A 23,597-nucleotide genomic window follows, 5' to 3' on the forward strand; every position below is an offset into this window, starting at 1 on the left:
CGAGCAGGCTCGCTCCCACAGGTTGAAAGGAGTGTGATCCAAGGAAGTGTGTCAAATCAGGAGACGCCCCAACCCGGCGTCGACAGTGGAACAACAAAAACAATCACTGTGAGGGATACCGCTATGTCTGAACATGTTCAGCCCCTGGAAGCCACGCGCAGCGCAGGCACCAGCCAGGAAACCCAGAAAGTCATCTTCGCCTCGTCCTTGGGGACGGTGTTCGAGTGGTACGACTTTTTCCTCTACGGCGCCCTCGCGGCGGTGATCAGCAAGCAATTCTTCGCCGGGGTGAACGACACCACGGCGTTCATTTTCGCCCTGATGGCTTTCGCCGCCGGTTTCATCGTGCGGCCCTTCGGGGCGCTGGTGTTTGGGCGGCTGGGGGACATGATCGGGCGCAAGTACACGTTCCTGGCAACCATCGTGCTCATGGGCCTGGCGACCTTCTGCGTCGGCCTGCTGCCCAACTACGCGAGCATCGGCATCGCCGCGCCGATCATCCTGGTGGTATTGCGCATGCTCCAGGGCCTGGCCCTGGGCGGTGAATACGGTGGCGCGGCGACCTATGTGGCCGAGCATGCACCGATGGGCAAGCGCGGCTTTCATACCAGCTGGATTCAGTCCACCGCGACACTGGGCCTGTTGCTCTCGCTACTGGTGGTGCTCGGTTGCCGTTACTTCACCGGTGACCAGTTCGAAGTCTGGGGCTGGCGCATTCCGTTCCTGCTGTCGATCCTGCTGCTGGGCATCTCCACCTGGATCCGCCTGAGCCTGCACGAGTCGCCGGCCTTCCTGAAAATGAAAGAAGAAGGCAAGTGCTGCAAGGCGCCAATCCGCGAGTCCTTCGGCAAGTGGGAAAACCTGAAGGTGGTGCTGATCGCCCTGTTCAGCATCAATGCCGGGCAAGCGGTGACCTTCTACGCCGCGCAATTCTACGTGCTGTTCTTCCTCACCCAGTTTCTCAAGATGGACCCGGCCCTTGCCAATAGCCTGTTGATTGTCAGCGTGGTGATCGGCGCGCCGTTCTTCATCTTCTTTGGCTGGCTGTCGGACAAGATCGGGCGCAAACCGGTGCTGATGATCGGCCTGCTGCTGGCGACGGCGTTGTACTTTCCGATCTTCAAGACGCTCGCTCATTACGCCAACCCGGCCATCGACCTGGCGAGCCGCCAGGCGCCGATCACCGTCGTCGCCGACCCGGCCACCTGCACCTTCCAGTTCGACCCGGTGGGCAAGGCGCGTTTCGACAGCCCTTGCGACAAGGTCAAGACCTTCCTGGTCAAGCAAGGCCTGCCCTACACCAGCGTCGCGGCACCGGCCGGCAGCACCGTGCAGGTCAGCGTCGGCGACGTGAAACTTGAAGGCTACGACGAAGCCGCCCTGCGCGGCGCGGTAACCCTGGCGGGCTACCCGCAACAAGCCGACGCCCAGCAGATCAACCGGCCGATGATCGTCGCTCTGATCGTGGCGCTGATCATCATTTCGGCGATGTGCTACGGCCCGCTGGCGGCGCTGATGGTCGAACTGTTCCCGACCCGTATTCGCTACACCTCCATGTCCCTTCCGTACCACATTGGCAACGGCTGGTTCGGCGGTTTCCTGCCAACCGTGTCGTTCGCCCTGGTGGTCTACACCGGGGATATTTTCTACGGTCTGTGGTACCCGGTGGTAATCACCGGCGTGAGCCTGGTGGTGGGCATGATCTGCCTGCGGGAAACCCGCAACGTCGATCTGGATACCAACTGAAAACCGCCCGTGGCGAGGGGCAGGCCCCCTCGCCACGGCACTCAGAAGCGCGCCTTCACCGTCGCGGTGAAATTGCGCGGCTCACCGTAATAGTTACCGAAGCTTTCGGTGCCGATGGTGGTGTAGTAGCGCTTGTCGAACAGGTTGTTGCCGTTGAGCGCTACCGACCAGGTGTCATCGATGCGGTAGCCGATCCGACCGTTCCACACCGCATAGCCGGCCTGGGTGATCTTTTCACCGCTAAGCGGCGATACGCGGAAATTATCGCTCTGCGCATTGACCCCGGCGCCGACGCTGAACCGCTCGAAGGCGCCACCGAGGGCGTAATCGCCCCAAAGGCGCAGCACGTGGCGCGGCACATAGCTGTTGAACGAACCGCCATTGAGGCTGCTGTCGATGTCGTCCAGGGTCTTGGTCTGGGTGTAGGTATATCCGGCGAGCAGTTGCAGGCGCTCGATGACTTCGCCGCTGATCTCGGCCTCGAAGCCCTGGGCGCGGACCTTGCCAGCGTTCTCGTAGCAGTAGCCGTCCGATGAGGCGCAGGTGGAGTTGTAATCCGTCTGAGCCTGATCCTTCTGCACGGTGCGGAACAGGTTAAACGCCGTGTTCAGGCGCCCTTCGAACCACTCACCCTTGATCCCCAGTTCATAACTTTCGCCCACCAGCGGCTTGAGCGCCGAGCCGCTTTGCGAGCGGTAGTTGCCTTGGGGCGTGAAGATATCCGAATAACTGGCGTAGGCGGTCAGGTGTTCGTTGAGATCGAGCAACACGCCGGCAAATGGCGTGACCTGGCCGGTCTCGGTGCTCCTGGCGTGTTCCGTACCGCCGGTGAGAAATACCGAGTCGCTCTTGGAGCTGTACCAACTCACCCGACCGCCGACAACGAAGGTCAACGGATCCGCCAGCTTCAGGCGCAACGTGGAATACACGCCTTGCTGTTCGGTGAGGGTCTTGACCGGCCCGCCGCGGGTCGAATTATCAATGAAATAGCTGTCGTCCGGCTCCGGGATGTGCCGATCCGGGTCGAAGACGTTCTGCTTCTGCGGCAACAAGGCGACCGAATAGAAATCATCCTTGTCCGAACGACTGGCGTTGACTCCGAAGATCAATTCATGTTGCTGGCCGAAGGCGTCGAACTTGCCGTCCAGGTAGGCGTCGAGGCCGTAGTCGACCTGATCGTAGTCATACAGGCTGCCCAACAGATTGGTGGTAGAGCCCCCCGGCGTCACCGCACCCGATGCAAACGCGTATTTGGTGTCCTGGGTGTTTTTTGTGTAGACGCCTGCGACTTTCACGGCCCAGTCATCGTTGAGCTGATGCCGCAGGTCGCCGAAGACCGTGGTCCGTTGGCTGCGCCAGGTGTTCCACGACGGGTCCAGGCAAGTGGAACGGCCGAGTTTCAGGTCGCTGCCATTGCGGTAGCGTGGCAGCCCGCCCCAGCAAGGGCTCGCGTCGACATCCTCGTACGCCACGCCCAGGCCGAGCGTGGTGTCGGGTGCAAGGTCCATATCCAAGGCGCCGTAATAAACCTGATCCGTACGCCGGGCATCGTCGTAGAAGTAGCGCCGGCTCTGCTCGGCGATCACCGCCCTGCCCCGCACGGTGCCGGCCTCGTTCAACGGGCCACCGGTATCGACCTGCCCGCGATAATTGTCCCAGGTGCCGCCCGAGAGGCTGAGTTCAGTCTGCGCCGTGGCCTGGCCGCGCTTGCGGACGAAATTGACGCCACCGGACGTACCGCCGGATCCCTTCATCATGCCGGCAGCGCCGCGCAGGACTTCGACCCGGTCGTAATAGGCCATGTCACTGCTGAAGCTGTCGGCCTGGACATAGCTGTTGCCCATGTCCAGCGGCACGCCGTCGTACTGGTATTGGCCGGACATCCGGAACCCGCGGGAATAGAAATACTTGCCGCCCATGGTCGAGTCGTAGACGGTGATACCCGGGGTCTTTTCCATCACCTGCTCGATGGTGTTCAGGTTCTGATCGTCGAGCATCTTGCGGGTGATCACGGTGACCGATTGCGGCGTTTCGCGCAGCGAATGCTCGCCTTTGCCTATGGTCACCGCCCCAGTGGTATAGGACCCGCTGTTTTCGGTGGTTGCCGTGAGCAGTTGGCCGTCGATGGTCGTGGTGCCGAGCTCCAGCGCCGAGCCGGGCGCAGGTGCGGTACGCAGCCGGTAGGTCCCGTTGGCCTGGGGTTCGGCTTGCAGGCCGCTACTGCCGAGGATGCGCGCGAAACCTTCGGCCACGCCAAAGGAGCCTTTCAAGCCTGGCGACCGCAGCCCCTGCAGTTGTGCGGCATCGAACGAAATCGCGACGCCGGCAAGGCTGGAGAAACGCGTCAGCACATCCACCAGGGTGCCAGCGCCGATATCGTAGGCCTGCGCCGAGTGTTGTGGCACCGAAGCCTGCGCAACCGGACTGGCGTACGCCGCCCAGGCGCCGAAAGACGTGGCGGCCAAAAAACCGATTTTCATTGCGATTGCCAGACGACCTGGCGTGTTCACGCGAGACATTTGTCCCCTCCCCCCAAAACAGTCAAGAAAACTCACTGAGGGATGAGCCGAACGATGCCGAGGAAAAGTGCAAAGACATTTCAACCGGACCAACGTGAGCGCGTCGGCCTTGTCAGGCACGCGACACCTGGACCCAGAACCGGCTGTAGCGAGTCACGCGCAACGAGAAACCGGTTTCGAGTGCCGCCAGGGCAAGATCGGTATTGTCGATGGGAAAAACGCCGGAGACTTTCAAGTCGCCGATGGCCGGGTCGCAGCGCAATATTCCCGTGCGATAGCGGGAAAGCTCCACCAGCAAGGCCGACAGCGGGCGGTCGATGGCGATGATGCTGCCCTGTTGCCAGGCACCCACCGATACATCATTGGCGCGCAACGCACCCAGCGACCGACCGGTGAAGCCCAGGCGATCACCCGCGTCGACCCGCTGGGCTGGCCCGCCGCTGCGCAAACTGACTTGCACGGCCTTCTCCAGCACCGCCACCTCACCGCCGTCGTCCTGAGCGCGGACGATGAATCGCGTCCCCAGGGCCAGCACTTCGACTTGGCCAGTGACGACCTTGAATGGCCGCTGCAAGGGATCGACCCCGGTCGTTACGAGAATTTCGCCCCACAACAGCGTCAATGTCCGCTGGCGGCCATCGAAACGGACGTTTACCGAGGTGTCGGTGTTGAGCAGCAGCGTGCTGCCGTCCACCAACTGGAACTCACGCCGCTCGCCCACGCCGGTCCGGTAATCGCAAAGCAGGTTCTGTGCGGTCTCGCTGCGCCAGCCCAGCCATCCCAGGCAGCCGGCGGAGGTCAGCAGCAAGGCGCTGCGCAGCACCTCTCGACGAGGTCGGCCAGGGTGGGCACTCAAGGTTGGCGCAGCCAATGCGCCCGGCACGCTGGCCATCTGTTCCGATACCGCCGCCATGCGTTGCCAGGCCTGCTCGTTCAGCGGATCCGCGGCCAGCCAAGCCCGCCATCCGTCCCGCTCCGCATCAGTCGTCGTGCCGGAATGAAGCCGGGCATACCATTGCGCCGCGACACGGATGGCCTGCAATTGCTCGGGCGACACGTTCATGCGAGCTGCAACTGGATTTGCATCAGACAGCAGTGTTCCATGGCCTTGGCCATGTGGTTGTTGACCGTACGTACGCTGACGCCGAGGCGCTCGGCGATCTGAGGGTAGGTCAAGCCGTTGAACTGCGAGAGGATGAACGCCTGCTTGACCTTCGGCCCCAGGCCTTGCAGCAGCCGATCGATTTCCATCAGGGCCTGGAACAGGATCGCCTGCTCTTCCAGCGATGGCTGCTGCGCTTCAGGCATCGCGGCCAGCGCTTCGAGGTACGACTGCTCAAGGGAACGGCGGCGAAAGAGATCGACCAGCAGCCCTTTGGCGATCATCGACAGATAGGGCCGCGGCTCGCGGATATCCAGTGCCGAGCGCGCCTTGATCACCCGAACGAAGGTATCCTGGGCCAGGTCCGCCGCATCGAAGGTATTGCCGAGGCGCTTGCGCAGCCACCCCTGAAGCCAACCATGATGGTCGCAATACAGATCGTTGACGGCGCTGCGTAGGGACAGATCGTGGGCGGACATGACAATGGAATAATTCGCGACTGATAATGACTCGCATTGTCATCGTAGCGACCGCCGTATTGCAACCGGATGAGAGCGAAAAAACCTGCCGTGGCTTCAGCCTGATCAGTGAACCGAATGGCTTTTCACCGTACTCTCCACCAGATCGAGCATCTGTCCCAACGCCCATGGCTTGGCGATGAACGAGGCCTGGTGCTTGATCCCCGCGCTTTCCGGCGTCTCGAAGCCCGACATGATCAGCAGCGGTATCTGCGGCCAGCGGTCCCCGGTCAGGTTGGCCAGGTCCGCTCCGTCCATCGCCCCGGGCATGGTGATATCGGTCAGCAGCAGGTCCACATAGTCGGCGCTCTCCTCCAGGAACGTCAGCGCTGAATCCGCGCTTTCCCGAGGCTCGACGACAAACCCTTCCTCTTCCAGGATTTCGCACAGAAACTCCAGGATGGTCGGATCATCCTCAACGACGAGAATCAAACGTGTGGTCGCCTGTCCGTTGCCCTTCGGCATCGAATTCATGAAAGTGACTCTCCTTGATTCCATTAGCTTGCTTTGCGGTTTCAGCCGCTCTGCAAGTTATGAGCGACGCCCTTGCGAGAAATTCATTCTGCTTGTGCAGACAACCGCCGGGCGTTGCGCCAAACGGCCCGTTGCAACGCAGCGCAACGTTTTATCTGTATATCCATACAGATAAAGCTTGCCGCGACGCCGATCCCTGACCATGCTAGCGCCCCATGAAACCTGCTTAGGAAGAGGCGTTATGCGGCTGTACCTGTGTGAAAAACCGTCCCAGGCCAAGGATATCGCCGCGGTGCTGGGCGCCACGCGACGCGGCGACGGCTGCTGGCTGGGCGCAAACGTCACGGTCACCTGGTGCATCGGCCACCTCCTGGAGACGGCCCCGCCCGACGCCTACGATGCCCGCTACAAGCGCTGGGTACTGGCCGACCTGCCCATCGTGCCGGCGCAATGGAAGATGACCGTCAAACCGAAGACCGCCAGCCAGTACAAAGCGGTCAAGCGCTTGCTGGGCGAGGCAACGGAACTGATCATCGCCACCGACGCCGACCGCGAGGGCGAAATGATCGCCCGCGAACTGGTCGAGCATTGCCGCTATCGCGGGCCCATCCAGCGCCTGTGGCTGTCGGCGCTGGACGAAGCATCGATCCGCAAGGCCCTGGCCGCCCTCAAGCCCGGAGCGGAAACCTTCAACCTCTACCACTCGGCCCTGGGCCGCTCTCGGGCCGACTGGCTGATCGGCATGAACATGAGTCGCCTGTTCACGCTCCTTGGGCGTCAGTCCGGCTATCAGGGCGTGCTGCCGGTAGGCCGCGTGCAGACACCGACTTTGCGGCTGGTGGTAGACCGGGACCGTAGCATTGCCGATTTCGTCCCGGTCGCCTACTGGGCCATCGACGTGCGACTGAGCCACGCCGGCACGGCCTTCACCGCCCAGTGGCGCGCCGATCCGGATGCCTGCGACGACCAGGAGCGCTGCCTGAACCAGGCCCTCGCCCGCGATGCGGCGCAAGCCATGGGCAATGCCGCTACCGCCAGGGTGATCAAGGTCCGCACCGAACGGCTGCGTGAGGCCGCGCCGCTGCCGTTCGACCTGGGCACGCTGCAGGAGGTCTGCTCGAAGAAGCTCGGCCTTGGCGCTCAGGAAACCCTGGACATTGCCCAGTCGCTCTACGAAACCTACAAGCTCATCACCTATCCGCGCAGCGATTGCGGTTTCCTGCCCTTGAGCCAGCACGGCGAAGCACCCGCCATTCTCGCCGCCCTCGCCCAGGCCGACCCGGGGCTTGCGCCGCTGCGCGAGCACCTGCAACCGCAACGCAAATCCCGCGCCTGGAACGATGCCAAGGTCAGCGCGCACCACGGCATCATTCCCACGGCCGCGGCGAAGAACCTCGACAAGCTCGCCGGCAAGCAACGGGCCGTCTATACGCTGATTCGCGCGCGCTACCTGGCGCAATTCCTGCCCAACCATGAATACGACCGGACCCAGGCCGACTTCGATTGTGCCGGCCAGGCCCTGCGGGCCGTCGGCAAGCAGATCATCGAACCCGGCTGGAAACGCGCCCTGCCCGAAGCACTGGCACCCACACGCGGCCGCGAAGCCCCCGCGCCACAAACCCTGCCGCCGCTCGCCGAAGGCCGCGATTGCAATGTGGACGAGGTGATTCCCAAGGACCTGTGGACCCAGCCGCCCAAGCCGTTTACCGAGGGCGACCTGATCAAGGCGATGAAGAATGTCGCCAAGCTGGTGGAGGACCCGCTGCTCAAGCAGAAGCTCAAGGACACCACCGGCATCGGCACCGAAGCAACCCGAGCCTCGATCATCCAGGGTCTGCTCGATCGTGGTTACCTGGTGAAAAACGGCAAGGCCCTGTCCGCCACTCCAGCGGCGTTCAGCCTGATCGACGCGGTGCCTCGGGCGATCGCCGACCCCGGCACCACCGCCATCTGGGAACAGGCCCTGGACATGGTGCAGAGCGGTGAGATGAGCCTGGAAGAATTCGTCACGCGACAAGCCGCCTGGATGAGCAAGCACGTCGCCCGCTGCCAAGGCATGAGCCTGACCATCAACGGCCCGGCCAGCCCCGCCGGACGTGGCGCGGCGCCGTGGAAGAAAAAACGCAAGCCGGCCAAGCGCAAGGCCGACGGCGCACCGCGCAAAGCGGGCAAGGCCAAGGCCACCTGAACCCACTGAGTCCCTTCGTGGCGAGGGAGCTTGCTCCCGCTGGGCTGCGAAGCAGCCCCAAGTAACCTCACACGATATGCCTGACACAACGCATGCGCCTTTTTGGGGGCCGCTTCGCGCCCCAGCGGGAGCAAGCTCCCTCGCCACGGGAAACCAATCGCAGCTGGTTTTTCATACCCAAACCATTTTGTCCGACAATATGTAGTGACCAAAAATAATCACTACAAAACCGTTGACGCCTCCGATTTGCCCTTGCATGATGCAGACGTCTCCCCGATCGGGAGTACGGTAAATGTTTGAGCAAGCTCGTCTGACCGCCGAGCTGTTTTTTTCGATAAGGGACTGCCCACAAGGCAGATTGAAGGTGCTGACCTGGCAAGACCGTCCGGTAACAAGGACGAGAAACGCTGGCGATCAATCCTCATGACGCATGGGCTCGACTGTCGAAAGTCGACACTGACCTGAAGATTCCTCGCTGTTTCTCATCGTTGTAGCGCATTTGCGTAGCAGCCCTTCGATAACACTACACAACCGATGCACGACCCCGTCGGATTTGACGGACGAGCGCTGACGACCTGTTTTCGGTAGCAGGCAGGCAATTACCGAACAGCGAAGTTTTGCGAACCACCAGACAGATCAACCAAATGGTCAAGGGGCTTACACATGAATCTGAATAATCAACCATCTATTGATGAACTGGCTCGCATGTTCGCAGCACACAAGGACACCCTGGATAGCCATATCCTGTGGATCAGCAAGACTGGCCAGGTCCATATGGACTGCCTCTCGCCTTTCACCCAGGAAGAAGAATTCGAAAAAAGCCAGGAAGACCTGTGTGCCCGGCTGAAGATGTACCGTCGCGGCCAGGGCTACGTCGGCAAGAAAGCCGCCGCTGACAAGGACTTCATGGGCCGCGTGCTGCAAACGCTGACCCAGGCCTGGCAATCGGTGCAGAACTCTGCCGAGGTCCGGGTCATCGACCGCCTCTGCTGACATTCCACAAACACAAAGGGCCCGCTCCTGCATCAGGAGCGGGCCTTTTTTTGGCTTCTAGAAAACCGACCAGCCGATCCGTTGGCTGAGCAGTTCCAGCGCGGCCATGCCGGCCAGGGAGTTGCCGGCGGTATTGAGTTCCGGCGACCAGACGCAGACGCTGAACTGCCCGGGCACCACCGCCACAATCCCGCCGCCCACGCCGCTCTTGCCAGGCAGGCCAACGCGATAGGCGAAGTTGCCGGCCTCATCGTACAAGCCGCTGGTGGCCATGATGGAGTTGACTTGCTGGGTCTGGCGAGCGCTAAGGATCTGCTCACCGCTGTGCTTGCAAAAACCATCGTTGGCCAGGAAGCAGAACGCCCGAGCCAGGTCGATGCAGTTCATTCGCAGCGCGCAATGGCTGAAATAGCTGCGCAACACCGCTTCCACGTCGTTATGGAAATTGCCGAAGGACTGCATCAGATAAGCCATCGCCGCGTTGCGGGCGCGGTGCTGGTATTCCGACTCGGCAACCTTGCCGTCTACCATCACTTGGGGATTGCCCGACAACCGTCGGACGAAATCGCGCATCGACAACGCCGGAGCGGCGAAGCGTGACTGGTTGATATCGCAGATCACCAAGGCACCGGCGTTGATGAACGGATTACGCGGCCGCCCGCGCTCGAATTCCAGTTGCACCAGGGAATTGAAGGGCTGGCCAGAGGGCTCATGGCCCAAGCGCTCCCAGATGGCTTCGCCGGAATGCTCGATGGCCTGCACCAGGCTGAAAACCTTGGAAATACTCTGCACCGAGAACGGCGTCTCGGCATCGCCCGCGCAATAGATTTCGCCATCGTTGCTGTACACGGCAATGCCGAGTTGATTGGCCGCCACGGTGCCGAGGGCAGGAATATAGTCGGCCACCTTGCCCTGACCAATCAGGGGGCGAACCGCATCGAGGATCTCGTTCAACAGTGATTGCATGTGCGCAGGGGTCCGGTCATTCCCCGTTCGAGTGCGGGGATACAGACGCTAGACGCTGGTGGGTGGGGTCAGAGCACACTGAGTTGCCCGAAAAAAACCGTGGCCAGGAGCGTGGGCGCTTGTCGTGAAATCCTGCGGTCTATAGTCAAGGATCAACCCGCAGGAGGTAACCGATGCGCCAGATCATGCAAAAGGAACCCTGGTGGGCCGCGCCGCCCCGGCCTGGGCAGGATGAAAGTGAATTGGAATGGGGCTGGCTGGTGGTCTACAGCGAAGGCGAGCCGCGTTTCGAGTTCATCAAGGAGCGTCCCACGGACGAACAGATCCGTCAGCGCAAAGGCTGCCGGGTCACGCTCGGGTCCGAGTGACCGCGCTCATGGTTCGATGACAGGCAGGAACACCGGTCGGTTGCTCAGGTCTGCCGCCACCAGGCTATCGTCGATTTGCCCAGCCAGGTAGTACACCGCCGCCATGACGCCGCTGAGGGGATGCTTGAGCGATTTGAACCACGCTTCGTCGAACGCCGCGCTCAGGCTTTTACGGATCTGCGCTTCCATTTCCGGCCGTTCGCCCTCATGGATGATCGCCCGGATGCCCGCCACGCCTACCGAGATCAGCGCCCCTGCCGCCTTCCCGGCGACGGCCGCCGCCGCACCGGTCGCTCCTCGCGTGGCGAACTGCGCCTCGATTTTTTCACTGGTACGTTGCGCCACCGTGGCAATCACGGCGTCCGACGGACCGGAACCGGTGTCGGCGGCTTTGTCGACATGATCGATCAGCGCCGCATAGGCCGGCAGTGTATTGAGCGGTTCGGTGTGGACCATTTCGTACAACGTTGCGTTGCGCGTCGCTGGCGGTCCCAGGTTGATGGCCGTTATTGCGTGCAGACGTCGATTCATCAGTTCGGACGGGATTCGGTGCCGTTGCGCAATGACCTGGACCTGTTGGTTGAGCAGGCGCAGGTAATACCCCGTCGCGTTGGCCCGGATCGCCTCGGGATCGATTTCCACCGCCACCGGCTCCAGCACTTGCTCGCGATATTGTTCCTGCAGGTAACCCGCCAGGCGCCTGGACGACGAGTCCGCATCGCCCTTGGCGCTTGCCGAATACCAACTGACCTTTACGGCCAGCCACTCCTGGGTCCAGTAGCTGCTGAACCAAGGGATAAATGCAGCCTCGGTGCGCTGGTAGACCAGCACTCGCCAATGTTCCATCGATCCGCGCGCATAGAGTTCGGCTTGCTCGGTGGCGCTTTTCGACGCGGCGATGATCTGCCGGTCCGCCTGCCGCCAGGTGTCCGGCGCAATCACCACCGGGGCGACCTGTTGGCCGCGCTGCGACGTGGCGCACCCCGCCAGAACGAGCATCACGGCCAGCATCAGCGAACGCCGCACGATTGCGCCACCTTGGAATCTGTCATCCACGGAGCTGAGTATAGATCCATGGAAACAGAACCAGGCGGAACACCCAAAAACCGTGGCGAGGGAGCTTGCTCCCGCTGGGGCGCGTAGCGGCCCCTCGACCAGGCGATCCAATGAGTGAAATTGACCGGGTCGCCTGCATTGGGGTTGCTGCGCAACCCAGCGGGAGCAAGCTCCCTCGCCACGAGTCGCGGTCGTGTCAGTTAAAACCGGGTGAAGTGCTCGAATTGCCAAGCATCCGCCGCGCCGTCCTCGGACGGTTTATGCGAAGTGCCACTCGGCGTCCAGTCGGTGCGCTGCCCCACCAGAGTGCCGAGGTAGGGCCTGGCGACTTCCAGCACCCGCTCATGGTCCAGCTGTTCCGGCTCGACGATGCCGCGATCCGGATGCTCAACCGCCCAGACGATGCCAGACAGCACGCCTGCCGCCACCTGCAAGGTGGTGGCACTGTTGAAAGGCACCAGCGCGCGAGCTTCGTCAATGCTCAGCACCGAGCCAAACCAGTAGGCATTCAGCTCATGCCCCATGAACAACACCCCCAGCGCATCCGCACCGCCGCTGTCGATTTCGCCGTTGAGGATGCGCTGCCGGGCTTGGGTTTGCCAGCCGCGACCGATCAGCTCGTGGACCGAGAGCAAGGCGTCGTTGCAGGGGTGGTAGGCGTAATGCAGGGTCGGGCGATAGATCAGACGACGCTGGTCCTTCACGGTAAGCAGGTCGGCTGTGGAAGCGGTTTCATGATGGGTGATCATCAGCCCCAGGCATGGCCCGCCCAACGGCGTCCAGGTCTTGACCAGCACGCTGGCGCTCTGGCGTGCCAGGTAGATCGCATTGCGACTGCCGAAGCGATGGCGCCGGGCAGACGCTGGCCAGGTTCGCTCATGGCTGCCCCATGCCAGCTCCGCCGGTTGGCTGCCTTCACTGATGAAGCCCTCCACTGACCAGGTGTTGACGAACTCGTCGTCCTCCTTGGGTTGCCGGGAACGCTGGGTATCACGCTCGGCAAAATGGATCACCTTGATCCCCAATTCCATGCATAACCTGGCCCAATCGACACCGGCGCGGCGCTGAGGTATCGGATGCTCCAACTGCACCGCCAACTCCACCAGGCCGGCCTTCAGCAAGTGAGTGATCAAGCCCGGATTGGCCCCGTGAGCGACCACCGCCGTCGGCCCTCCGGCCAATTTCTTGCGCAGGCTCAGGACCTGATAACGCAGCGCGTAATTGGTGCGATGGGAAAAATCCAAGTGCGGATCGTCATATCCGCCGGCCCACGGTTCGACACAGGTATCCAGGTACAGGGCGCCCTTGGCGCAGGCATATTCGATAATGGCCAGGGAGCTGACTTCCACCGAAAGATTGACGATGAAGTCACCGGGTTTGACCCAGCGATCCAGCGTCTGCGCGAAGGTTTGCTCGGTCAATGCCTTGCGGACAAAACGGATCCCCCGATCCTTGAACCAGAGGTTCTGGTCGATCACCGGCGCGATCACGGTAATTTGCCTGACCTCGATATGGTCCTGCCCCAGTACCAATGGCAACGTGGCCCGGGCGATGGAGCCGAAGCCGATGAAGACCAGGTGGCCGCTGAACGGAACCTGATGGATCATGTGCCGCCTCCTTGAGGGTTTACCGCGCCTGGAAATAACCAAGGCTGCCGTGAATCCCGACAGATACGGCGCGGGTCTCCCCGCGCCGTATCATTGCCGATTTACGAGGTACCCAGGCCGCCAGACAGATCCGCGCCGGAATGCGCGTGCCCGGTGGCCGGCGCAGCGCTTGGCTCGTCACGGTGCTCGGTGGTCTTGCTCACCGTATCGCGGACCGTTTCGTAGCCGTCGCGGGCCTTTTGCTTGGCCTTGTCGGCCAAGCCGGCGCTGGTCTTGCCCATTACCCGCTGTTCGGTCGACGTGCTGGGTAGGGCTGCTCCGAGCATGGCGCCCAAGGCGATACCCGCTGCCGCCATCATCAGCGGTTGCTCCTTGAGCAGTCGGCTGAACTGATCGCCCAGATCCTGGGAACCGTGGGCCAGACGGTCGCCTGTCTGCGTGGCGCTATGCCGTGCATTACGGGCGCTCGCCCCCAGGCCATCAGCCAGATGCGACGCCTTGTCCTTGAGCTGATGAAACCCTTCGCGTAAGGAGTTGGTGGTGTCATGCAGATGACCGCGGGCGCTGTCCAGGCCACCGGACAGCCCCTCGCTCCAGCCATTGGTGTCCTGGTCGGGGCCAACGCGATAACCGACCCGGGGCGGGTGGTTCTGGCCGAGCATCAGCCAGCACAAGCCGACCGTGGTCAGCACGGTTGGCACCGGATTGTTGCGCACCGTCGTGCCCAGGTTGCCGAAAAATTCGGCGCCATTGCCTTTCACCATGCCCAAGGCCTGGTCAAGCATCTGCCCCGGCGTGAACTTGCTGCCCAAGGCATCGACGATGTGGCTGATATGGGCGCGCTGTTCGTCGATCTCGCGCTCGATGGTCTCCGGGCTCTTCTCCGCTTCAGTCTTCAATTCATCCTTCATGAGGCTTTCCTCCGCAGGGCTTCCTGGTCTTTGTGCATGGCATCGAGCGTTCGGTCAGGCTTGAAATGGGAAGGCTCGAATTGCTTCTTGCCGGACTGGACCATGACAAAACCGATGATCATCACCACCACGCCGACAATCAGCGCGGCCAGCCACGGCGCCATCATCGTGCTCAGGCCATACACCACTGCCATCAGGAGGATGATGAAGCCGGCCATCAGCACCATGGCGCCCCCGGCCACTGCGGCGATACCTGCCTTCAGGGTGTTGAGGCTCGCCTGGAATTCAGCCTTGGCCAGCGCCAGCTCCTTGGTAAAGAGCGAGGGGACTTCGTGGGTCAGTTGCCGCAGCAAGCCCATGACCGAGGCATCGTTTTCGGGCGTCGAGGCGCCGGCGGAACGCTGGATATCCGGGTCTGGTCGATTCATCACAATTCTCCTCTGGTATTGGCCGAGCCCGGCAACGAGCCGGTGGCGGAATCACTGGGATGGTCCTGAACGCTGGGTGAAGTCGGGGTTACGCCGGTGGCGAGGCCGCTGCTGGTCCCTGCCCCCGGACCGATAGGATCAGGCACAGGGTCAAAGGGGTGGGCGTCAAAGGGTTCGGCGTCGAAGGGCTGGGCGCCGAAACCTTCGGCGGCTGGATCCGACTCCGTGGAGGCAGGGCTTTGCACTTCGGTGGTGATCGGCGAGGTGCCAGCCTTGAGGAAACGCGACAGCCCAAACCCCACCGCAATACTGCCGGCGAGAAACAGGCCGGGGTTATCCCGCGCCAGGCGAGAGCCATCGTGCAGCAGCTCTTCAGCGCTCTTGTTGCGCAGTTTGCTGGCCAGGCCGCTCATGCTGTCGGCCATGTCCGCCAGATAATGCGACAAGCCAAGGGTGTCGTTGGCTTCAAGCTCGGACATCGCGGACTTCGCGCCACGCGCCAGTGCATCGATCTGGTCCGCCGCGGTATCGCGGTACTGGCCGAAATGCGCATCGGCCTTTTCGCGGGCGCTGCCGATGGCTTCGTTAACGTCCTCCTTGATGTGGTTCAGGGATTCTTCAGGTCGTCCCTGGTTTGCGTTACCGCTTTGTCGCTCGGTGTTGTTGTCCGGGATAGTCATGTCTGTCCATCGCCTCCGTGATGAAAAACTCAACATCAGGCAAGCGCCGAAACGTTGCCTGGATAAGTGCCTCTCAGAACAAGTGACGGGACGCGCGGGAGCGTAGTTCCAACGAGTTTTATTGTCAGACGCTGTGCGGTCGTTGGGGGCGTTTGGCTGGGTTTCGCTTAAAAAAAATCGGGCATTGGGTGAACACCAATGCCCGATTCAACACTGCACCCGTGGCGAGGGAGCTTGCTCCCGCTGGGTTGCGCAGCAGCCCTGAAAATTCCTGCGTCGACAAAAACCTGGGCCTGCTGCGCAGTCCAGCGGGAGCAAGCTCCCTCGCCACAAGAGCTCGTCAATTCAACCTCAGGTTTCCATCGTCGCCGCCTGGTTGCCGCCCTGCTCGGCGATTTTCGAAAGTTTCTCGTCGGTGGCTTTCTCTTCCTTGAGCGTCGCCAGCAACAAACCGACCACTTCATCGCCCAGGTTCAAGTGCTTGGCCATGGCGATCAGCGTGCCGTAGCTGGCGATTTCGTAGTGCTCGATCTTCTGCTGGGCACCGATCAGCCCTGCATCGAGCACTGCGCCTTTTTCGATTTCTTCGATCAGCTCCTTGGACTCTTCCACCAGCCCTTCCATGGCAATGCATTTCATGCGCTTGAGCTTGATACCCGCCACTTCGACAAGGGTGTCGATGCGTTCGATCTGGCCTTGGGTTTCTTCAAGGTGATCGTTGAAGGCTTGCGCCAGCAAGGGGTTGGTGGTGGCTCGGGCCATACGTGGCAGGGCACGAGTGATCTGCTTTTCGGCGCTGTAGACATCGGACAGTTCGTGAATGAACAGGTCCGTCACGGTTTTTCTGGCCATCTCGGCATCCTCCTTCGGGTTGAAGTGGTGAAGCGCCGCTTCACCTTCATCAACACTGACCCGGAGCAAAATGCGGATGTTCAAGAAAATCCGTGCACGCCTGGACAGAGGGTTTCGAGTGCGCTTTAACCCAGCGCGGTATCGAGGAACATCATCACCGCAAAGCCCATCATCAGGCCCAGGGTCGCGGGTGTCTCGTGACCGTTGCGATGGGTTTCCGGAATGACTTCATGGGACACCACGAAGATCATCGCCCCCGCCGCCAGCCCGAGGCTGATGGGGTAAGCCACGGCCACGCCCGAGGACATGCCCAGGCCGATCACCGCGCCCAGCGGTTCCATCAATCCCGAACCGACCGCGATAAGTGCGGCCCGCAGGGTGCTGATCCCGGTCACACGCAGCGCCATGGCAATGGCCAGGCCTTCGGGGATGTCCTGGATCGCGATAGCGGTGGTCAGGGGCAGACCGACCTTGAGATCGCCATTGGCAAAGCTGACGCCGATGGCCATGCCCTCCGGCAGGTTGTGCAGGGTGATCGCGAGGACGAACAACCATACCCGGTTGATGCGCTTGGCCTCGGGACCGCGGCGCCCACTCAGCTCATGTTCGTGGGGCACGAAGCGGTCGAGCCCGACCATCAGCGCGACGCCCAGCGCCAGGCCGATAACGACCACCAAGGCAGCAAGCAACTGGTTGCCGCAAATGATCTGCGCAGCCTCGATCCCCGGTAATATCAGCGAAAACGAGCTGGCCGCGAGCATCATCCCGGCAGCGAAACCGAGCATGATGTCCTGGGTCCGCGACGAGATATCGCGTAGCACCACCGCCATCATCGCCCCCAGCGCGGTAGCGGCAAAACCGGATAACCCACCCAACGCCGCATAGCCGAGGTGTTGACGATCTGCCCCCACCAGGGCGTTGTAGCCGCTATACAGCAGCAGTACGGCGACCAGTGCCAATCCCAGCCAGAAGCTCACGCCCAGCAGCAGGTTGTTTTGCACAGGATCAAGCCAGGTACGCCAGGGCGATCGGATCCGGGAGGTGGGCTGGTCCATCAAAGGTCCTTGTTGATTTGGCCGTGCAATACCCGACCGCCGAGCGCATTGGCAGAACGATCGGGCGGAATTTTCGGGCGGGGGGGCAAGGCCCCCTCGCCAACTTCTTACAGTTTGTCACCTTGCATCCCCGAACCCAAGTCGGCGCCCGTGGTGGGATTGCTTTCAGGATTGGACATCGTCCGCGCCTTCATGTCCATCAACAGTGCCTCGTCCTTTTCACTCAACTGCACGCTGGCCAGGCCATCGCCGCCGTCGACCGCTGGCGTCGGGTTCTCGACGTACTCCCAATCGTCGCCCTGGTTCCATGGACCGCGTACGGTAGGTTCACCCTGGGACATGTTGAAGTACACGTTGGTGAACTCCGGCATGCCTGGCAGTTTGCCTTGCGGGAAGTTGGGCTGGATGGAATGCAGGGCTTTTTCGAACGACAGCTGGTGGGCGATTTCCCGGGTCATCAAGAAGCCCAAGGCTTCTTTCACACCAGGATCGTCCGTGACGTTCATCAGCCGTTCATAAACGATCTTCGCCCGGGCCTCGGCGGCGATGTTCGAACGCATGTCCGCCGTCGGTTCGCCGATCGTATCGATGTAGGCGGCGGTCCATGGCACACCGGCCGAGTTGGTCAACGGCGAGCCGGCGCCATACAGCACGCTGGTGATGTGCGAGTCATTGCCGGCCCCGTTGATTTCCCGGTACAGCTGGCCCTCCTGCTCGACGCCTTCAGCCATCTTGCCCTTGGCACCCTTGTTCAGCATGACAATGATCGAACCGATCACCTCCAGATGGCTGAGCTCTTCGGTGGCAATGTCCATCAGCAGGTCCTTGCGGCCCGGATCATCTTCGGACAAGGCCTGGGTGAAATAGCGCGACGCCGCCGCCAACTCGCCCTGGGCGCCGCCAAACTGTTCAAGCAACAGATTGGCCAGTCCTGGATTGGGCTCAGCGACACGCACGGTATATTGCAGTCGTTTGTTATGTACGAACATGGTAAAACTCCTCGTTCAGGACACAGTTCATGAGAACACTGCCGGCGGCAGGCCCATGAAAGTCAGAAGAAGTTAAACGAATAAAATTTGTTTTTTATTCAAGGCAGAAGACGAATGGTAGTTGCAAGCGACCCAAACTCATCCAAGCCTTTATATATTGAATCATTCAACGAAGCCGGGCATGACATGACCGACATTGGATAAAACTGATGGTGAGGCCGGAACAGACCCCATGCCATCGGCATGGGGCCTGCAGAGACCACGGGGACATTACGATTTACGACCGCCACCGTGGCTGTTTTCACCGCCTTTCTTACCGGCTTCAGAAGCTTTTTCCCGGTCGTTGGCAAAGTTGCCACCCGACGCCTGGCCACCTTTGCGGCCTGCTTCAGAAGCCCGTTCAGGGTCATTGGCAAAGTTGCCACCCGAGGCTTGACCACCTTTGCGGCCGGCCTCTGCGGCACGTTCCGGATCGTTGGCAAAATTGCCACCCGACATATGGCCACCCTTACGGCCGGCCTCGGCTGCGCGTTCCGGATCGTTGGCGAAGTTGCCACCCGATGCCTGGCCGCCTTTCTTGCCGGCTTCCGATGCTTTCTCACGATCGTTAGCGAAATTGCCAGGGTTGTTATTGCCTGTATTTGCCATTTCATTCACCTCGTTAGTTGCTATTTGCGAACCCCGTTGGCTCGTACTTATTCGGAAAACCTGAACCGCTCAAGGTTTGAAGAAAGTTCTTCAAACGGCGACGAACGGTCATCGTCTTATTTATATACCGCTGCGCTTGGCATGTATTGAAATCGGCTATCGCACAAGCGGCGACCAATTAACAACAGCAAGTACCAAACAATGTAGGAGCGAGCCTGCTGGCGAAAGCCGTAGAAAGTTCAGCATTCATATCGAATGATAAATAGCATTCGCGAGCAGGCTCGCTCCCACAGGGGCCTACTCCAAACCTCAAAAACAGTGCGTGTCTTTCCACGCTGTCCGCCAAGGGCCGGATGGCGCCAGCACCCCATTGCACCGGTCTCGTCACCCAGGCCGCGCGCCGTTCCAGGAAGCCAAAACTCGCGAGCTGCCGGTGTTGTCTTGCACCACCGCACTGACCGGCTTGCGGTGTCCGGGCACCCTGTCGCCGATGCCCGGATAAAGCGATGTTCAGGGTGAAATCGGATCGCTGGCCGGGAACGTTTCCTCCAGCGCTTCATCCAGTTGGTTATTGGTAATGTCCCGCTCGCCGACCTTGCCACTTTGTTCACAATGACAATCCGCCGCCGGACATGGCTCGCCATTCGGGTGTTGCTCTGCGCAGGCCTGGCTGCAATAGGCCTCGCCGTCATGATTGAACACCCGCTCGGGATCTACCTCGCAATGGCAGCCGGGGCAGCCACACTGCAGTTCGCTCATGTTTGTCCTCCAGGGGTCCGGTGTCGTCAGGATCCCACCAGTAATTGAACTTCAAGGTTGGCCGCCGCGACGCCGTGCTTCGCTACATACACTTCGTCGGTCCAGCCTTTGGTCAGGTTGCGATAAGTCTGCGTGCCAAGGGCCGCTCCGCTGTTCCATTCAATGACATCGCCAATGTCGACATCATTGGCGGGCCCTAGCTCAAGCACCGTATGGCCGTCTTCTTCCGCCACATAGACGCCCACCCTGGCACTCTGTCGATTGATGGCTCTAACCTCACCGGTGGTCTGCTTCATACCTGTCCTCTTTGCGGTTGATGGCAGGTTTGGCGCGGCCGAACCGTGCCGGGCCGCGCCTCGCATTGCACCTCAGCGCTTGGCTTCGGTATGCGGATTGGCCGAACGCTCAAGGAACGCCTGGGTGATTTCCGGCAGATGATCGCGCAGCCATTCAGCCATGGCGATTTCCTGCGGCAGAATCTGCTCGCAGGCCTTTTGCGTTTCCACATCGCCGGCCACTTTCGCCGCTTCGATCAGCACCGTGTACGAAGCAATTTCCAGGTTCTCGAAGACGTAGCCACTCATGGCGCCCTTGACCACTTCGTCGCTCATCGCCATGCCACCCATGGCTTGACCGAACGCCATCAGCTTGCCGGCCATGTCCTTGAGCATCGACGGGCTACCGCCCAGGCGCTGGATGCATTGTTCCACCAGCTTCTGCTGGCCGAGCGTCTCTTCGATGTGCTGTTCGATCCGCGCCTTGAGCACGGGGTAGTGCTCCAGCCGCTCGGCCTGGGCCTTGAGCATTTTCTCCGCTTGCTGTTCCATGGCATGAGCGTCGTTGAGCCAATCCAGCAGGTTCTCTTTAGGGGTTGCCATTTACCTTCTCCTTAATCAGTGTTCATCGACGCACCGCAGTGCGAGAGCGCTGAAATACCGCACATAAGGTGGATGTCGCGCGCGCCGGGAAAGTTTGAACAATCACCTTCGGCGGGCGACGAAAGGCGCTTGGCGAAGCCGATGCTACCCTCAAGGAATCCAGGCCAGCGGAGTACACCCATGCCCGACGATCTACACCGTGACCCCGTCGAACAATTGCACGAATACCTGACCGGGCGGCGCTTCCTGGTGCTGACCGGAGCGGGCATCAGCACGCCGTCCGGCATACCCGATTACCGGGACAGCGACGGCGTGCGACGGGGCAGGCAACCGATGATGTACCAGGAGTTCCTCGCCAGGCCCGAAGCGCGACGGCGCTACTGGGCGCGAGCGATGCTGGGCTGGCCACGCTTGCGCCAGGCACGGCCGAACCAGGCCCATGACGCCTTGGCGGCGTTGCAGGGGCAGGCGCGCATCAGCGGCTTGATCACCCAGAATGTCGACGCCTTGCATGACCGCGCCGGCAGCCGCGATGTCATCGAGCTGCACGGCAGCCTGCATCGGGTGCTGTGCCTGGACTGCGGCCAGCCGAGCGAGCGGCAGCAGATCCAGTTATTGATGGAGGACCAGAACCCGTACCTGGCCGGTGTCGATGCGGTGCAAGCGCCCGACGGCGATACCTTGCTGGACCCGGCCTTCGAGGCCCGCTTTCAAATCCCCCGTTGCCCGCATTGCGATGGCGAACGCTTGAAACCCGACGTGGTGTTCTTTGGTGAAAACGTCGCCGCCGCTACCGCGACTCGCGCCACCGAGGCAGTCGGGCAAGCGGATGGATTGCTGGTGGTGGGTTCATCGCTGATGGCGTATTCGGCCTTTCGCCTGTGCCGGGCGATCAAGGATCAGGGCAAGCCGCTGCTGGCGATCAACCGCGGCAAGACCCGCGCCGATGAGCTGTTGGATCTGAAGGTTGAAGTGGCTTGCGAAGACTTGTTGCCATTGCTGATCTAAAGACCACGGTGCGCTCTGTGGGAGCGAGCCTGCTCGCGAATGGGGGCGGATCAGTTGCGTGATGTTGACTGAACCGCCGCTATTCGCGAGCAGGCTCGCTCCCACACGGGACCATGCTCATTTCGATATCACCTGCGCGCCCATATCCTGATCCCTGAGCGTATCGAACATCGCCTGGGCCGCCGCCGACAACTCATGACCCGGCTTGGTCAGCACGCCGATGGCCCGCTCTATTACCGGATCGCTGAGGATGATGCAGCGGGCACCCAGCTCGTGCATCTGGCCGACACACAGGGCCGGTACGGCGCTCACGCCCAGGCCGCTGGCAACCATCCGCCCGACTGTCGCCAATTGATGGCTTTCAAACTCGACCGGCAATTTCATGCCGCGAGCGTGCAGATGCTCTTCGAGCATCACCCGTACCGTCGAGGGTCGTTGCAAGGTGATGAACGGCTGCTCCAGCAGCATTTGCCAACGGATCTCGCCGAGCTTGGCCAGCGGCGAATCCAGCGGCACCACCGCGACGAAGCGATCCAGGTACAACGGCGTGAACGCCAGCGACGAACTTTGCATCGGCTCGAACGCAACGCCCAGTTCCACGTGACGATCACGGACCATTTCCAGCACCTGCTCATTGATCACGTCGTTGACTGTGACGTTGACATTCGGGAACCGGGCGCGGAAGGTCTTGAGGATCGGCGGCAGCAGGTTGCCGGCAAACGAGGGCATCGCCGCCAGCGTCACGCGGCCGCGCTGCAAGGTGAAGCGCTGGCGCATTTCATCCTCGGCGTTTTCCCAGTCGGCCACCAGGCGGCGTGCCAATGGCAGCAGCGATTCACCCTCGGGCGTCAACGCCACGTTACGGGTGTTACGACTGAACAGGCGACCGCCGAGCCCTTCTTCCAGGGCCTTGATCGTCAGGCTCAGGGCCGATTGGGACAGATGTAGCCGCTCGCCGGCGACGGCGAAGCTCAGGCTCTGGGCCACGGCGAGGAAGGCGCGGATTTGCTTGAGGGTCATGGTCTTGGCGCTCAGATATCAACTATTGAGTTTTATCAATCAATCACACGTAAAAATCAACTTAACAAATATATGACTTGGCGCAACACTGCATTTCATTGCGACCCCACTCAAGAATAAAAGAGGTGTCTATGGCAGGTTTCGACAAACGCGTGAGCTCCTATGAGGAAGCGCTTGAGGGCTTGAAGGACGGCATGACTGTCATTGCCGGCGGCTTCGGCTTGTGCGGTATCCCGGAAAACCTGATCGCCGAGATCAAGCGCAAGGGCACCCGCGATCTCACCGTGGTTTCCAACAACTGCGGCGTCGACGGTTTCGGCCTCGGCGTGCTGCTGGAAGACCGGCAGATCCGCAAGGTAGTCGCCTCCTACGTGGGCGAAAACGCCCTGTTCGAGCAGCAACTTTTGAGTGGCGAAATCGAAGTCGTGCTCACCCCTCAAGGCACCCTCGCGGAAAAAATGCGTGCGGGTGGCGCTGGCATCCCGGCCTTCTTCACCGCCACCGGCGTCGGCACGCCAGTGGCCGAAGGCAAGGAAGTGCGTGAGTTCCATGGCCGCCAGTACCTGATGGAAGAGTCCATCACCGGTGACTTTGCCATCGTCAAAGGCTGGAAGGCGGACCATTTCGGTAATGTGGTCTATCGCCATACCGCGCAGAACTTCAATCCGCTGGCCGCCACGGCGGGCAAGATCACCGTGGTCGAAGTCGAGGAAATCGTCGAGCCCGGCGTGTTGGACCCGGCGCACATCCATACGCCCGGCATCTACGTCGACCGGGTCATTTGCGGCACGTTCGAAAAGCGCATCGAACAGCGCACCGTGCGTAAGTGATC

The 23,597-nt window shown here is 61.4% G+C and carries 24 protein-coding genes; 6 read left to right on the forward strand and 18 right to left on the reverse strand.

Going from position 1 to position 23,597, the window contains the following annotated elements:
* Positions 1-123 precede the first annotated feature (123 nt).
* Positions 124-1,746, forward strand: coding sequence for an MFS transporter (locus M1E16_RS17385; RefSeq protein WP_458127976.1), 1,623 nt, complete (start codon positions 124-126; stop codon positions 1,744-1,746).
* Between the two features lie 41 nt (positions 1,747-1,787).
* Here the strand turns inward: M1E16_RS17385 and M1E16_RS17390 are convergent, their stop codons facing one another.
* The 4 genes from M1E16_RS17390 to M1E16_RS17405 form a co-directional block, all read right to left on the reverse strand.
* Positions 1,788-4,265 carry a TonB-dependent siderophore receptor gene (locus M1E16_RS17390; protein ID WP_458127977.1) on the reverse strand — a complete coding sequence of 826 codons (2,478 nt, stop codon included), beginning with the start codon at positions 4,263-4,265 and terminating at the stop codon, positions 1,788-1,790.
* A 112-nt stretch (positions 4,266-4,377) separates the two neighbouring features.
* The gene (locus M1E16_RS17395; protein WP_434630106.1) at positions 4,378-5,328 is read right to left on the reverse strand and encodes a FecR domain-containing protein; all 951 of its coding nucleotides are present in this window, start codon (positions 5,326-5,328) and stop codon (positions 4,378-4,380) included.
* The gene (locus M1E16_RS17400) at positions 5,325-5,846 is read right to left on the reverse strand and encodes a sigma-70 family RNA polymerase sigma factor (RefSeq protein ID WP_434630104.1); all 522 of its coding nucleotides are present in this window, start codon (positions 5,844-5,846) and stop codon (positions 5,325-5,327) included. Before M1E16_RS17400 ends, M1E16_RS17395 begins: the two co-directional genes overlap by 4 nt.
* 105 nt (positions 5,847-5,951) lie before the next feature.
* On the reverse strand, positions 5,952-6,359 hold the full coding sequence (locus M1E16_RS17405; protein ID WP_305500247.1) for a response regulator: 408 nt from the start codon (positions 6,357-6,359) through the stop codon (positions 5,952-5,954).
* Between the two features lie 241 nt (positions 6,360-6,600).
* On the opposite strand from M1E16_RS17405, the gene M1E16_RS17410 reads away from it, so the two are divergent.
* Entirely contained in the window at positions 6,601-8,547 is a 1,947-nt protein-coding gene (locus M1E16_RS17410) for a DNA topoisomerase III (protein WP_458127978.1), read from the forward strand.
* Positions 8,548-9,210: 663 nt separating this feature from the next.
* Complete coding sequence (locus M1E16_RS17415) at positions 9,211-9,540, forward strand: hypothetical protein (RefSeq protein WP_305500244.1); 330 nt, start codon at positions 9,211-9,213, stop codon at positions 9,538-9,540.
* 57 nt (positions 9,541-9,597) lie between these two features.
* Here the strand turns inward: M1E16_RS17415 and glsB are convergent, their stop codons facing one another.
* A complete protein-coding gene (glsB, locus tag M1E16_RS17420; protein WP_458127979.1) occupies positions 9,598-10,506 on the reverse strand; it encodes a glutaminase B in 909 nt (302 codons plus the stop codon).
* Positions 10,507-10,679: 173 nt separating this feature from the next.
* Here glsB and M1E16_RS17425 point away from each other — a divergent pair, with 173 nt between their 5' ends.
* Positions 10,680-10,874 carry a hypothetical protein gene (locus M1E16_RS17425; protein WP_434573346.1) on the forward strand — a complete coding sequence of 65 codons (195 nt, stop codon included), beginning with the start codon at positions 10,680-10,682 and terminating at the stop codon, positions 10,872-10,874.
* Positions 10,875-10,880: 6 nt separating this feature from the next.
* Here M1E16_RS17425 and M1E16_RS17430 read toward each other — a convergent pair whose 3' ends face one another.
* From M1E16_RS17430 to M1E16_RS17485, 12 genes are all read right to left on the reverse strand, one after another.
* Positions 10,881-11,900 carry a hypothetical protein gene (locus M1E16_RS17430; protein ID WP_458127980.1) on the reverse strand — a complete coding sequence of 340 codons (1,020 nt, stop codon included), beginning with the start codon at positions 11,898-11,900 and terminating at the stop codon, positions 10,881-10,883.
* Between the two features lie 230 nt (positions 11,901-12,130).
* Positions 12,131-13,537: a saccharopine dehydrogenase C-terminal domain-containing protein gene (locus M1E16_RS17435; RefSeq protein ID WP_458127981.1), complete on the reverse strand. Its 1,407-nt coding sequence runs from the start codon at positions 13,535-13,537 to the stop codon at positions 12,131-12,133.
* A 101-nt stretch (positions 13,538-13,638) separates the two neighbouring features.
* A complete protein-coding gene (locus M1E16_RS17440) occupies positions 13,639-14,448 on the reverse strand; it encodes a DUF3618 domain-containing protein (RefSeq protein ID WP_434630095.1) in 810 nt (269 codons plus the stop codon).
* Positions 14,445-14,876 carry a phage holin family protein gene (locus M1E16_RS17445; protein ID WP_434573341.1) on the reverse strand — a complete coding sequence of 144 codons (432 nt, stop codon included), beginning with the start codon at positions 14,874-14,876 and terminating at the stop codon, positions 14,445-14,447. The genes M1E16_RS17440 and M1E16_RS17445 overlap by 4 nt, the downstream gene beginning before the upstream one ends.
* A complete protein-coding gene (locus M1E16_RS17450) occupies positions 14,876-15,556 on the reverse strand; it encodes a hypothetical protein (protein WP_458127982.1) in 681 nt (226 codons plus the stop codon). The genes M1E16_RS17445 and M1E16_RS17450 overlap by 1 nt, the downstream gene beginning before the upstream one ends.
* A 351-nt stretch (positions 15,557-15,907) precedes the next feature.
* Complete coding sequence (locus M1E16_RS17455) at positions 15,908-16,408, reverse strand: YciE/YciF ferroxidase family protein (RefSeq protein ID WP_434601204.1); 501 nt, start codon at positions 16,406-16,408, stop codon at positions 15,908-15,910.
* A 125-nt stretch (positions 16,409-16,533) separates the two neighbouring features.
* Complete coding sequence (locus M1E16_RS17460) at positions 16,534-17,463, reverse strand: ZIP family metal transporter (protein WP_434630091.1); 930 nt, start codon at positions 17,461-17,463, stop codon at positions 16,534-16,536.
* Positions 17,464-17,570: 107 nt separating this feature from the next.
* Complete coding sequence (locus M1E16_RS17465; RefSeq protein ID WP_434557679.1) at positions 17,571-18,452, reverse strand: manganese catalase family protein; 882 nt, start codon at positions 18,450-18,452, stop codon at positions 17,571-17,573.
* Between the two features lie 270 nt (positions 18,453-18,722).
* Positions 18,723-19,100 carry a con-10 family general stress protein gene (locus tag M1E16_RS17470; RefSeq protein ID WP_039589227.1) on the reverse strand — a complete coding sequence of 126 codons (378 nt, stop codon included), beginning with the start codon at positions 19,098-19,100 and terminating at the stop codon, positions 18,723-18,725.
* A gap of 510 nt (positions 19,101-19,610) precedes the next feature.
* Complete coding sequence (locus M1E16_RS17475) at positions 19,611-19,859, reverse strand: metallothionein (protein WP_305500228.1); 249 nt, start codon at positions 19,857-19,859, stop codon at positions 19,611-19,613.
* 26 nt (positions 19,860-19,885) lie between these two features.
* Positions 19,886-20,155, reverse strand: a complete 270-nt coding sequence (locus tag M1E16_RS17480; protein WP_434573334.1) for a hypothetical protein — start codon at positions 20,153-20,155, stop codon at positions 19,886-19,888.
* 72 nt (positions 20,156-20,227) lie between these two features.
* Positions 20,228-20,737 carry a ferritin-like domain-containing protein gene (locus tag M1E16_RS17485; RefSeq protein WP_305500226.1) on the reverse strand — a complete coding sequence of 170 codons (510 nt, stop codon included), beginning with the start codon at positions 20,735-20,737 and terminating at the stop codon, positions 20,228-20,230.
* A 180-nt stretch (positions 20,738-20,917) separates the two neighbouring features.
* On the opposite strand from M1E16_RS17485, the gene M1E16_RS17490 reads away from it, so the two are divergent.
* On the forward strand, positions 20,918-21,745 hold the full coding sequence (locus M1E16_RS17490; protein ID WP_458127983.1) for an NAD-dependent protein deacetylase: 828 nt from the start codon (positions 20,918-20,920) through the stop codon (positions 21,743-21,745).
* 117 nt (positions 21,746-21,862) lie between these two features.
* On the opposite strand, the gene M1E16_RS17495 is transcribed toward M1E16_RS17490, so the two are convergent.
* A complete protein-coding gene (locus tag M1E16_RS17495) occupies positions 21,863-22,765 on the reverse strand; it encodes a LysR substrate-binding domain-containing protein (protein ID WP_458127984.1) in 903 nt (300 codons plus the stop codon).
* Between the two features lie 131 nt (positions 22,766-22,896).
* On the opposite strand from M1E16_RS17495, the gene M1E16_RS17500 reads away from it, so the two are divergent.
* Positions 22,897-23,595 (forward strand): CoA transferase subunit A, encoded by a 699-nt coding sequence (locus M1E16_RS17500; protein ID WP_458127985.1) that lies wholly within the window; start codon positions 22,897-22,899, stop codon positions 23,593-23,595.
* Positions 23,596-23,597: the final 2 nt, after the last annotated feature.

It is taken from the genome of Pseudomonas sp. Z2-11 (assembly GCF_054161305.1).

Bases quoted from the DNA above. Each gene is read 5' to 3' on its own strand.
- M1E16_RS17390 (WP_458127977.1), bottom strand. From the start codon at position 4,265: ATGTCTCGCGTGAACACGCCAGGTCGTCTGGCAATCGCAATGAAAATC.
- M1E16_RS17450 (WP_458127982.1), bottom strand. From the start codon at position 15,556: ATGACTATCCCGGACAACAACACCGAGCGACAAAGCGGTAACGCAAAC.
- M1E16_RS17480 (WP_434573334.1), bottom strand. From the start codon at position 20,155: ATGAAGCAGACCACCGGTGAGGTTAGAGCCATCAATCGACAGAGTGCC.
- M1E16_RS17425 (WP_434573346.1), top strand. From the start codon at position 10,680: ATGCGCCAGATCATGCAAAAGGAACCCTGGTGGGCCGCGCCGCCCCGG.
- M1E16_RS17410 (WP_458127978.1), top strand. From the start codon at position 6,601: ATGCGGCTGTACCTGTGTGAAAAACCGTCCCAGGCCAAGGATATCGCC.
- M1E16_RS17405 (WP_305500247.1), bottom strand. From the start codon at position 6,359: ATGAATTCGATGCCGAAGGGCAACGGACAGGCGACCACACGTTTGATT.
- M1E16_RS17500 (WP_458127985.1), top strand. From the start codon at position 22,897: ATGGCAGGTTTCGACAAACGCGTGAGCTCCTATGAGGAAGCGCTTGAG.
- M1E16_RS17385 (WP_458127976.1), top strand. From the start codon at position 124: ATGTCTGAACATGTTCAGCCCCTGGAAGCCACGCGCAGCGCAGGCACC.
- M1E16_RS17475 (WP_305500228.1), bottom strand. From the start codon at position 19,859: ATGAGCGAACTGCAGTGTGGCTGCCCCGGCTGCCATTGCGAGGTAGAT.
- M1E16_RS17435 (WP_458127981.1), bottom strand. From the start codon at position 13,537: ATGATCCATCAGGTTCCGTTCAGCGGCCACCTGGTCTTCATCGGCTTC.
- glsB (WP_458127979.1), bottom strand. From the start codon at position 10,506: ATGCAATCACTGTTGAACGAGATCCTCGATGCGGTTCGCCCCCTGATT.
- M1E16_RS17460 (WP_434630091.1), bottom strand. From the start codon at position 17,463: ATGGACCAGCCCACCTCCCGGATCCGATCGCCCTGGCGTACCTGGCTT.
- M1E16_RS17465 (WP_434557679.1), bottom strand. From the start codon at position 18,452: ATGTTCGTACATAACAAACGACTGCAATATACCGTGCGTGTCGCTGAG.
- M1E16_RS17495 (WP_458127984.1), bottom strand. From the start codon at position 22,765: ATGACCCTCAAGCAAATCCGCGCCTTCCTCGCCGTGGCCCAGAGCCTG.
- M1E16_RS17415 (WP_305500244.1), top strand. From the start codon at position 9,211: ATGAATCTGAATAATCAACCATCTATTGATGAACTGGCTCGCATGTTC.
- M1E16_RS17400 (WP_434630104.1), bottom strand. From the start codon at position 5,846: ATGTCCGCCCACGATCTGTCCCTACGCAGCGCCGTCAACGATCTGTAT.
- M1E16_RS17395 (WP_434630106.1), bottom strand. From the start codon at position 5,328: ATGAACGTGTCGCCCGAGCAATTGCAGGCCATCCGTGTCGCGGCGCAA.
- M1E16_RS17455 (WP_434601204.1), bottom strand. From the start codon at position 16,408: ATGGCCAGAAAAACCGTGACGGACCTGTTCATTCACGAACTGTCCGAT.
- M1E16_RS17445 (WP_434573341.1), bottom strand. From the start codon at position 14,876: ATGAATCGACCAGACCCGGATATCCAGCGTTCCGCCGGCGCCTCGACG.
- M1E16_RS17485 (WP_305500226.1), bottom strand. From the start codon at position 20,737: ATGGCAACCCCTAAAGAGAACCTGCTGGATTGGCTCAACGACGCTCAT.
- M1E16_RS17490 (WP_458127983.1), top strand. From the start codon at position 20,918: ATGCCCGACGATCTACACCGTGACCCCGTCGAACAATTGCACGAATAC.
- M1E16_RS17440 (WP_434630095.1), bottom strand. From the start codon at position 14,448: ATGAAGGATGAATTGAAGACTGAAGCGGAGAAGAGCCCGGAGACCATC.
- M1E16_RS17470 (WP_039589227.1), bottom strand. From the start codon at position 19,100: ATGGCAAATACAGGCAATAACAACCCTGGCAATTTCGCTAACGATCGT.